Annotated in this window: 7 protein-coding genes and 1 pseudogene; all 8 read left to right on the top strand. The window is 44.5% G+C overall.

The annotated features are described in order from the left end of the window. Positions 1-513 (top strand): annotated as a pseudogene (locus PAN06_RS10825) (beta-1,6-galactofuranosyltransferase); the annotation flags it as partial. A gap of 221 nt (positions 514-734) precedes the next feature. Continuing rightward, a complete protein-coding gene (gene secY2, locus PAN06_RS10820; protein ID WP_223325376.1) occupies positions 735-1,952 on the top strand; it encodes an accessory Sec system protein translocase subunit SecY2 in 1,218 nt (405 codons plus the stop codon). Positions 1,953-1,960: 8 nt separating this feature from the next. Then, positions 1,961-3,550: an accessory Sec system protein Asp1 gene (asp1, locus tag PAN06_RS10815; RefSeq protein ID WP_269796302.1), complete on the top strand. Its 1,590-nt coding sequence runs from the start codon at positions 1,961-1,963 to the stop codon at positions 3,548-3,550. After that, entirely contained in the window at positions 3,543-5,087 is a 1,545-nt protein-coding gene (gene asp2 / locus PAN06_RS10810) for an accessory Sec system protein Asp2 (RefSeq protein ID WP_269796301.1), read from the top strand. Before asp1 ends, asp2 begins: the two co-directional genes overlap by 8 nt. After that, on the top strand, positions 5,084-5,554 hold the full coding sequence (asp3, locus tag PAN06_RS10805) for an accessory Sec system protein Asp3 (protein ID WP_269796300.1): 471 nt from the start codon (positions 5,084-5,086) through the stop codon (positions 5,552-5,554). Before asp2 ends, asp3 begins: the two co-directional genes overlap by 4 nt. A 25-nt stretch (positions 5,555-5,579) precedes the next feature. Then, positions 5,580-7,964: an accessory Sec system translocase SecA2 gene (secA2, locus tag PAN06_RS10800; RefSeq protein WP_269796303.1), complete on the top strand. Its 2,385-nt coding sequence runs from the start codon at positions 5,580-5,582 to the stop codon at positions 7,962-7,964. A gap of 11 nt (positions 7,965-7,975) precedes the next feature. Next, a complete protein-coding gene (gtfA, locus tag PAN06_RS10795) occupies positions 7,976-9,490 on the top strand; it encodes an accessory Sec system glycosyltransferase GtfA (protein WP_254727590.1) in 1,515 nt (504 codons plus the stop codon). Continuing rightward, a partial coding sequence (locus tag PAN06_RS10790) for an accessory Sec system glycosylation chaperone GtfB (protein ID WP_269796299.1) occupies positions 9,474-10,355 on the top strand: 882 nt, incomplete at its 3' end. The genes gtfA and PAN06_RS10790, both read left to right, overlap by 17 nt.

Below are 10,355 nucleotides of genomic sequence, written 5' to 3'. Positions count from 1 at the left end.
CCGCAATTTGAGAAAAAACTGATCTTCTCAGGAAATCCTTCGCGTTTCCCTCATATCATCGACTGGAAATATGATACACCCCTTCATGTATATACTGAACCAGTTGAAGGAGTTGATTATTCCAAGGTCCATATTGAAGGCTGGCGAACTAAGCAAGAGTTGCTTTTGGAGCTTTCTAAGGGTGGTTTTGGGCTGGTCTGGGGAAATTCAGAGAACCCCGAGGATGAGCGAGATTACTACAAAGAAAATATTTCCTACAAATTATCGACTTACTTATCCGCAGGTCTTCCGGTAGTCGTGCCAGACTATTTGTCAAATGCAGACTATATTCGAGAAAAAGGGCTTGGCTTTGTAGCATCTAGTCTTGAAGAAGCTAATCGTCTGGTTCAAGACTGCACAGAAGAAGCGTATGCCCAAATGGTCCAAAAGGCTCAATATACTTCTTATTTGATCCGCAATGGCTATTTTACAAAGAAATTATTCGTCGATACCATCATGGCCTTGGGTGAATAACATTCAATGAACAATCCTTTAGATAAACATCTGAAGGATTTTTTGTTGAATACAGTACCAAATGGGGAATTTGAAATATTATCAAATATTAGTGACAAATGAGTTTGGAAAAGTCGCAAATTATGGTAAAATAAGTTGAGATAAAATGCTCTAAAGGCACATATTAAAAGGCTATTCCCCAGGTGGAAGAGTCAAAATGAGTAAGAGAAAGTTTAAAAGAAATGTTAAAACGATCTGAAGTAGGAAAGAGATTTTGTTGGACGATATTTTTCGTCTTTATTTATGTTTTGGGAAGTAAAATTTCCTTGCCTTTTGTTGACTTATCAAAGGCCTTGAGACTCAATGAGGGAACGACAACCGGTTTACAGCTCTCAAGTGCTGTGATGGGGGGAAACCTCCGCGGAATGTCGATCTTTTCGATCGGTCTATCCCCGTGGATGTCTTCCATGATTTTGTGGCGGATGTTTACCGTTTCAAAACGCTTTAACCTTGAAAAAACCAGCTCGGAAATTGTGGAGCGGCGAAAGATGTACGTGACCTTGACACTCGCCATTGTCCAGTCCTTGGCAGTGGCCATGTATCTCCCCTTGAAGACAGGGTTGAACTCCGGACTTGTCATTGCAGTCAATACTATGATTATGGTAGCTGGAGCCTTCTTTCTAGTTTGGCTCTCAGATCTAAATGCCGCTTTGGGGCTTGGAAGTTCTGTGGTGATCATGATGGCTGGGATGGTGATGTATCTTCCAGAAGACGTGATGCAGACCCTTTCAAGTGTCAATAATATACCAGAGATCGCTTATGTTCTGGGCGTGATTTTTATCTTGATTTTTGTCTATGTGGCAGTCTTGGTGGAATATTCCAAGTACCAGATTCCTGTCAATAAATTAGGAATCCACAACAATTTGAAAAGTTATACTTTTTTGGATATCAAGCTCAACCCAGCAGGAGGGATGCCCTTCATGTATGCCATGACCTTGGTGTCCATTCCTCAGTACGCGATGCTGTTGATCTTGTCTATGGATTCCAATGCCAAGTGGGCCGCTCATTTAGCCAAACACTTGGTGATGGGAGATCCGATTTGGATTCTTCTTTACATTCTGATGATCGCCCTTCTCTCTTTTGCTTTCGCCTTTGTCAATGTGAACGGAGAAGAAATTGCAGATAAGATGATGAAGGCGTCCGAGTATATCGATCATGTCTATCCTGGAGCAGATACACGTCGCTATATCAATAAAATTGTGCTACGCTTGACGGTTTTTGGGACCTTGTATCTGATCCTCTTTACGGCGCTTCCTTTTTCCCTCTTGTTATGGGATAAAGATCTTTTGCGCTTGACCATGATTCCAGGAACCTTCCTCATGTTTGTCGGGATGATTTACAATATCCGAGAAGAAATTCGTGCCCTTCGTGTCAATCAACGTTATACAAGAATATTCTAGGAGTAACCATGTATTATTTTGTACCAGCCTGGTATGGAACGGACCGCATCTGGCAGCAAACAGCTACCCCTTGGTACTGGATGCGAGAATCCATTGAATTTGATGATACCATTAATCAAGTTCGTATTTTTCAAGAAGCAGAAATGAATCGGATCTTATTGTTGCCTCAATATAGTCCGCAACTGCGCTATTTTTTACACCGCCAAGATTTGTTAGAGACAGATGTGCTTTCGATTTTTGATCGGATCCAAAAGGTTCCGTCTAGTTTGGCGATGCGCCCAGTTCAGCTTCAAGACATCGAATGGCCGAGTGAGACCACTTTTTCCTATACTCCCTTTTTGGTGATGGCATTTCGTAAGGACCACCACCTAGCAAAAATTGATATGGGAGTGGATGGAAACCTTCTCTCTTTGACCCGTTATAAGAATGACGAGATCAGCTACATCGAGTACTTAGATGATCGTGGCTTTATCTCTAGTCGAATCTACTACAATGAGGGAAAACCCTATTTCCAAGAGTATCTGAGTTTTGATGGACAATGGGTTTTGAGAGAGATGTTGATTGAAGAGAACCACTCCGTCATGGTCAATGAAGCTTTCTTTCCTGCCTTCAAAAAAGAAAGCTATGCCAATATGGGAGAAGTTGTCGCTGAAAAAATGAAGGAGCAGCTAGCAACCTTGGTTCCAGGACGAGATCAGTTGGTTTTGGCAGCTCATCCAGCAAATTTGGCCTTTTTACAAGATACAGCAAGTAGCGTCAAGAAAGTCTTGTCTTTCTATGGGGATCGTCAGCCTTTGTCTGCCGAAAACTTTGCCCTCTATTTTGATATGATTGATGCCCAACTCTTGATTACAGATAGTGAAAAAACCAAAAAAGCGATTGGGGGCTTTTCCCCTAGCCTCGCTCAAAAGACACACCGGATTACCTCTTTTGACTCCCGCCTTCGTTTGGGCTCTAGTCAGGAGCGCAAGGAATCCAAGATTTACTTTTATGTCAACGAAGCCGAGCTTCCAAGTAAGAGCCAGCTCAAGAAGGTTCTGGAAATTTTAGCGCAACATCCCTTATTTGAAGTTGTTTTTGCATTTTACAATGGATCACCGGAGCGGGTGAAGGAATTAGAAGGGCAACTCGAGGAATTGATTGCTAGTGAGCAGGACTTGCATCTTGTTCAGTCGCCAAGTCAGTCAGAAGGGCTTGGAGAAAACCAAATCATTGATGAAGAGTCTGTACAAGACGCACCGGATTACCGTTTTGTGGTTAAGAATTTTTCAAATGAAAATGACATTATTCAAGAGTTGGAAAAAACTCGCTTAATTGTCGATTTAAGCGAGGAGCCCAACCTCTATACGCAGATTGCAGGGATCTCTGCGGGGATTCCTCAGGTCAACCGCGTCCAGACAGAATATGTCGATCATTTGAAAAACGGCTATGTCTTATCAAAGGGAGACAAGGAATTAGAAAAAGCAATCACGCACTTCTTATTGGAATTGAAGCCTTGGAATGAAGCCTTGGTCTACTCAATCGAAAAAATCCAAGAATACACCGGTCAACGCTTGATCGAGAAATGGGAAGGATGGATGAAAGAACGTCATGGATAAAAAACTACAAATACCCCATATTCTCCAAATCGGCTCAAGCAGCTGGCAGGATCAAATGGAACTTCCTGCTGGACTTGGCTGGCACTTTTTTCAAGCCACCGCTCTTCCATCGCTCAAAGACTATATGGAAGAAGAGGAAATCTCTAAATTTAAAGCCTTGATTTTAGAGAATCCAGAAGATTTGTTGGCTTTAGGAGAAGACCTGACTTATTTTCAACCTTATACCGTTTTTTATGACGAAAGCCGTAAGCTAGAGGCACCTTCTGAAGAATTAGCCCACCTCTTAAGGCTTAAACAAGCGAGACCCTGGGACTTCTCAAACAAGCATCAATTTCTCTATGTTTTAGACCGCTTTTTATACGACAATCAATACGGAGATGCCTTTACAGTTCGTGATCTGCAGGTGAGACCTGATTTTGCTGGTCAGCAAACAGTCTTGGGGCAACATTTCCTCAAGCTTGACGGAGCATATGGGGAAGAGTTTACGCCGATTGTTCAGTGGGTTTACAATTATGTGTATGACGCTAGCCGTCCTATCAATTTTTGGTTGGAATATGAAAAAGATCCAAGCTGTCAGCTGCAATTGCGGATCCAATTTTACCGCTTTGGTGCTCTGGGAGAGTGGGTCAAAGATGCAGTCTTTTCAGAAGAAGAGATGGAGCAACCACTAGAATTGGATGGAGCAGAACCTTATTACCTAGCCTTTTCGCTGGAAGCAAAAGGAGAAGGGACGCTTACGATCGGAGCCCTACATAAGCGCTTGTCACATGGTCCTTTAGGAGAGATGACCGTAGGAGCTAAGACGCTACGGGACCACAAACGCCAAGAAATTTTTGCTTATTTCCATCCTGGCGATATGAAACCACCTTTAAACATTTACTTTTCTGGGTATCGTCCGGCCGAAGGTTTTGAAGGGTTTGGGATGATGCGTGCGATGGGGAGTCCCTTTATTCTCTTTTCTGACCCAAGGCTGGAAGGTGGATCCTTCTATATGGGCTCAGAAGAATTGGAAAGTCAAATCACTGCCTTTATTGATCAGCACTTGGACTTGCTCGGCTTTGAGCCAAAAGATATGAATTTCTCAGGCTTGTCCATGGGGACCTTTGGTGCCCTTTACTATGGGGCTCTTTATTCTCCTCATGCGATCTTGGTCGGAAAACCCATTGTCAACCTGGGGGATGTCGCTGCCAACCTGAAATTTAAACGTCCAGATGAGTTTGGAACATCCCTAGACATGATGCAGTTGATCATTGGTCAAGTGTCGCAAGAAGGGATCGGTCAGCTCAATCAACGCTTCTGGGACCGGTTTGACCAGGCAGATTTCAAGGATACGATTTTAGCCCTTGCCTATATGAGGGATGATGACTATGACCAGCAGGCTTATCCAGATATTTTAGAGGCCTTGTATGAATTTCCGGTTCGTATTATCAGCACTAGCCGTGCCGGTCGACACAACGATGCGAGTGGTCCGATCATTGAGTGGTTTGTGACCCAATACAAAGAAATCATGGAAAGAGACTTTGGAAGAAACCAATGATAAAAATAAAAGAAAATGAAAGCAGACGAATCTACTGGGGCGATACCGTTCTAGCAGATTATCTTTGGGGGTCGACCATTCAAGCGACTGACCAAGGAAGCGTTCAGTTTCAGAACCCCCTCATGCCATCTGGTCAAGTGCTGAAAACTTGGCATTCGCAGACAAATTTTGGCGCAACTCGTCAAATTCCTAGTCTGCCTCTGCTCAAAAGAGAGCAAGATTATGAACTGGTTATCACGATGGAAGCGACTCCGGCTCATACCGTTATGGTAGAAATCGTCTTCAAAGATCGCTTTGGAGAGGTCGTTAGCCGTCGCGTAACCGCAGAAGGTCGCTTGCCGTTTACCTATCCAGATCAAGCATACGCCTATGAAGTACGCTTGCTCAGTGCAGGTTTGCAAGAGTTTACCTTCCACTATTTCACGATTCAACCAATATCGTCTGAGGGAGCAGAAGTTCTCGAATAGACGAACATCACTGCAAAAAAAGAGGATTACATTGGATTACGTTAAATTAAGAAACATCAAAAAAATCTTAAAAGAAGTCAATAGCTGGAAGGATGACATGGCCCGCTTGACGGATCGACAACTACAGGAGAAGACTGTGGAATTTCGGGAACGTCTAGCTAAGGGTGAGACCTTGGATGATCTCTTACCAGAAGCATTTGCGGTTGCGCGGGAAGCTGATAAACGGGTCTTGGGCATGTTTCCTTATGACGTGCAAGTCATGGGAGGGATCGTCCTACACCAGGGCAATGTCGCTGAAATGAATACCGGTGAAGGAAAAACCTTAACAGCGACCATGCCTGTTTATCTCAATGCCCTAGAGGGCAAAGGGGTTATGGTCATTACGACCAATACCTATCTGGCAACTCGGGATGCAGAAGAGATGGGACAGGTCTATCGCTTTTTAGGTTTGACCGTCGGCGTTCCTTTGAAACAGTCAGAGGACGAAGAATTAGATCCAGAAGTCAAACGCGAGATTTACCAATCAGACGTCATCTATACGACCAATACCAGTCTGGGCTTTGACTATCTAACAGAGAACTTGACGGCTTCAGCAGATGGCCAATTTTTGGCAGACTTCAATTACGCTATAGTCGATGAGATTGATTCGGTGCTTCTAGATAGTGCTCAGACCCCCTTGATTATTTCTGGTTCTCCTCGGGTTCAGTCCAACCTTTATGGGATTATTGACACCTTGATCCAAACCTTCAAGGAGGGGGAGGATTTCAAGTTTGACGAAGAAAAGAAACGGGTTTGGTTAACTCGAAAGGGAGCTCATGCAGCAGAAGCTTTTCTTGCCATTCCCAATCTCTATGATCCCCAATACCGTGATTTAGTCCGCCATATCAGCCTAGCCCTGCAGGCCAATAAAAACTTTATTAAGGATAAGGACTATGTCATCCATCCCAATGTCGAAGGGCAAGATGAGATTGTCTTGCTAGACCAGGCAACAGGACGTTTGATGGAAATGACACGCCTCCAAGGAGGACTCCACCAGGCGATTGAAGCCAAAGAGGGCCTCAAGCTCACCCAAGAAACACGGGCTATGGCTTCTATTACTTACCAAAACCTCTTTAAGATGTTTCGGAAGTTGGGAGGCATGACCGGGACTGGGAAGGTCGCTGAGGCAGAGTTTCTTGATACCTATGCCATGTCAGTGATCAAGATCCCAACCAATCGCAAGAAGATCCGCAAAGATTTGCCGGATGAAATCTATCAGACCTTGCCAGAGAAAATCGTGGCTTCCTTGGACTATGTGAAGAAGGTCCACGAAAAGGGCAATCCAATTCTGGTCTTTGCCGGATCCGTTGAGATGTCGATTCTTTACTCGAATCTTCTTTTGCGCGAAGGGATTCCTCACAATCTTCTCAATGCCAACAATGCTCCTCGAGAGGCCCAGATCATTAAGGAATCAGGTCGAAAAGGAGCTGTGACAGTTGCGACCTCAATGGCCGGTCGGGGAACCGACATCAAGTTAGGACCAGGAGTCGCTGAGTTAGGTGGCTTGGTGGTTGTCGGGACTGAGCGGATGATGAACCAGCGGATTGACCTTCAAATTCGGGGGCGTTCAGGTCGCCAAGGAGATCCCGGTTTGACCAAGTTCTTCGTCTCTTTGGAAGACGATTTGATGAAAAATTGGGGGCCAGACTGGATCCAGGATACCTATCAAGACTATGATGTAGATGAGCGGATTGGTTCAGCTAAAGCTCTGACCAAGCGCAAGTATAGAAACTTGGTGGAACGGGCTCAAAATGCTAGTGAAAGTTCTGGTCAGGCCAGTCGTCGGATGACGCTAGAATTTGCGGAAAGCATGAACATTCAGCGTGCCATCGTCTACGAAGAGCGCGACCGCTTGATCAAACAAGAAGGACGCTTGGATGATATCGTTGAAAAAGTGCTTCGTTCCGTCTTTTCAAGTGTAGCCCATAAAAAAGAATACAAGGAACCGGTAGCTTTTTATCGCTATATGTTAGACAATGTTAGTTACCAAGTGGATCCGGAAAAGGCCCACCAAACCTTCCGTAGCAAGAAAACCAAAGAGAATTTCTTATGGGAAATTGCTAAAAGCGAGTTAGAAGCTAAGTATGAGATCTTAGGCACCGATGAGGTGATCGCCCAATTCCAGCGCATGGCCATCCTAAAAGCTATCGATGAAAACTGGGTCGAGCAGGTAGACTATCTGCAACAATTGCGCATGGCGCTCTCTGGTCAGTACACCAGTCAGAAAAACCCTTTGGTAGAATTTTTCCAAGAAGCCTACCAATCCTTTGAACGAATGAAAGAGGCGGCCAAAGAACAAATGGTCCGCAATCTCCTACTAAGTCGAGTAGAAATCAATAAAAAAGGGGAAATTGTCTTGCATTTCCCATAAAAGAGGACATTATGACAGTATACAATATCAACCTTGGAATCGGTTGGGCCAGCAGTGGTGTTGAGTATGCCCAGGCCTACCGTGCCCAGTTGTTACGCAATATCCATCAACCAGCCAAGTTTGTCTTTATGGATATGATCCTAGCCGATAATATCCAGCATTTAACAGAAAATATCGGTTTTAAAAATGATGAAATCATCTGGCTCTATAGCCATTTTACAGATATAAAAATTGCGCCAACGACCTATACCATTGATCAGGTCTTAGCAGGATTTGCCGGAAAACCGACTCGTGAAGAAGTCGATGGTAAGATCAAGCGCTTCTTTTATGAGGATCAGGACAACTTTTTGACCTGCTACCTGCGCGCAGAAAACAGTCCCTATGTCGAACGCTGCGAGTACGTGTCTAGAGGAATTTTGGTGAGAAAGGATTATTTCTCCTATACCCGCTATTGTACCGAGTATTTCATTCCTAAGAACAACCAAGCCAACTTGATTGAGCGCCGTTTTTACAATGAAGACGGGACGGTTGCCTACAGCATGCAGATGGCGGATGGCCGCGAAATCTATCGTTTCCCAGATCGCTACCTAGTTGGTCGCCAAGAATTGATCCGCTACTTCATGCAGAACCTTCAATTGACCAAACAAGATTTGGTGATTTTGGATCGGGAAACCAATATTGGTCAGCCTATCTTTGAAGAAGCGCAAAAAGCTCGCCTGGGTGTGGTCGTCCATGCCGAGCACTTCAGTGCCAATAATGTCGATGATCAGTATATCCTGTGGAATAACTACTACGAGTATCAATTTACCAATGCAGATAAGGTAGACTTCTTTATTGTCGCGACTGACCGCCAAAAAGAAATCTTGGCCGAGCAGTTTGCCAAATACACCAACCATCAGCCGGCTATCTATACCATTCCAGTTGGGAGTCTTGCAAGCTTACCACAAAACGAAAATCGCACCCCATTTTCTATGATTACTGCCTCTCGTTTGGCGACAGAAAAGCATATTGACTGGTTGGTGCGAGCAGTGGTTCGCGCCAAAAAAGAATTGCCAGAGCTGTCCTTTGACATCTATGGAAAAGGTGGAGAAGAAGGCAAGTTGCGTTCTCTAATTGATGAATTGGGGGCAGCAGACTATATCCATCTCAAAGGGCATGCCAATCTAGAGGAAATTTACAAGAATTATGAGGTTTACCTGTCCGCGTCGACCAGTGAAGGCTTTGGGTTGACCTTGATGGAGGCGATCGGTTCTGGTCTTCCGATTATCGGTTTTGACGTTCCTTATGGCAACCAGACCTTTGTCACAGAAGGTAAAAATGGCTATCTCATTCCGCCTTCAGCAGATCAAGTGGTCGACCAGATTGCTTCTGCCTTTGCGGAAAAAATGATCCAGCTATACAAAAAAGATGATCTAGCCAGCATGCGTCAAGCATCTTATGCGCGTGCAGAAGACTTTTTGACCAGCCGAGTAGAAGAAGCTTGGGAACAATTGATAGAAGAGGTGACACATGCTGAACGTATTTGATAGTTATTCTCGTGAAAGCCAAGACCTGCTCCACTCCATGAAAGAGTCTGGCTTTGACCATCCGACCGTTGTTTTGGAGCCAAACGGTTTCTTACCAGACGGTGTCGAATCTCCCTTTATCTATTTCTTAGGACAAGCAAAAGGGGAGAAGCGCGGTCGCTACTTTAATGAAGTTCCAGTGCCTGATTTCTGGGAAGTTTCTGGGGATAACAGTTCGGGAAAAGTGACCTACTATGGTCAGGAAAAAGCTCGGATTGTGTACCATGCTGCTTCCTATAAACGCATCGTCGAGCGCTTAGAGTGGTTAGATGATAAGGGACAAGTGGTCATGGTTGAGCACTATGACCAATACGGTCGTAAGATTGCTGTAACGACTTGTGGCGATCAGGGACAGTATTTGGTGACTACTTACTTTGAAGGGGATACCGAGCGCTTGACAGAAAATCACCAAACAGGGGATTTGATCTTGACCTTGGACCATCAACCTATGCGGATTTTCAAGAATCGCTTAGATTACTTTGTCTTTTATCTAGAGTATCGTGGTTTTGATTTAGATGGTTTGGTCTACAATACGCTGGCTACCTCCTTTAGCATTAGTCTCCAGTTAGGCAATAAAGGCATCAAAGGACGCGACGTCTTGGTGTGGCAAGAGCCTCTTCACGACAGCCTTCCGGGCAATATGCAGTTGATTCTAAAGAGCCCAGAAATCCGGACCAAGAAGATCTTGATTCCGCAAAACGCGACCTATCATCGTGCTTTGCAGTTGACCTCGCAAGATCAGCATAGCTATTTCGGTCCCCTTGGCTACCTGTATGATTTCAAGGTGAAAGACGATATCCGTAAAGACGCCTTTGTCTTGACCAAT

It is taken from the genome of Streptococcus sp. SM3 (genome assembly GCF_027497875.1).
This window is presented reverse-complemented; position numbering and strand designations above follow the sequence as displayed.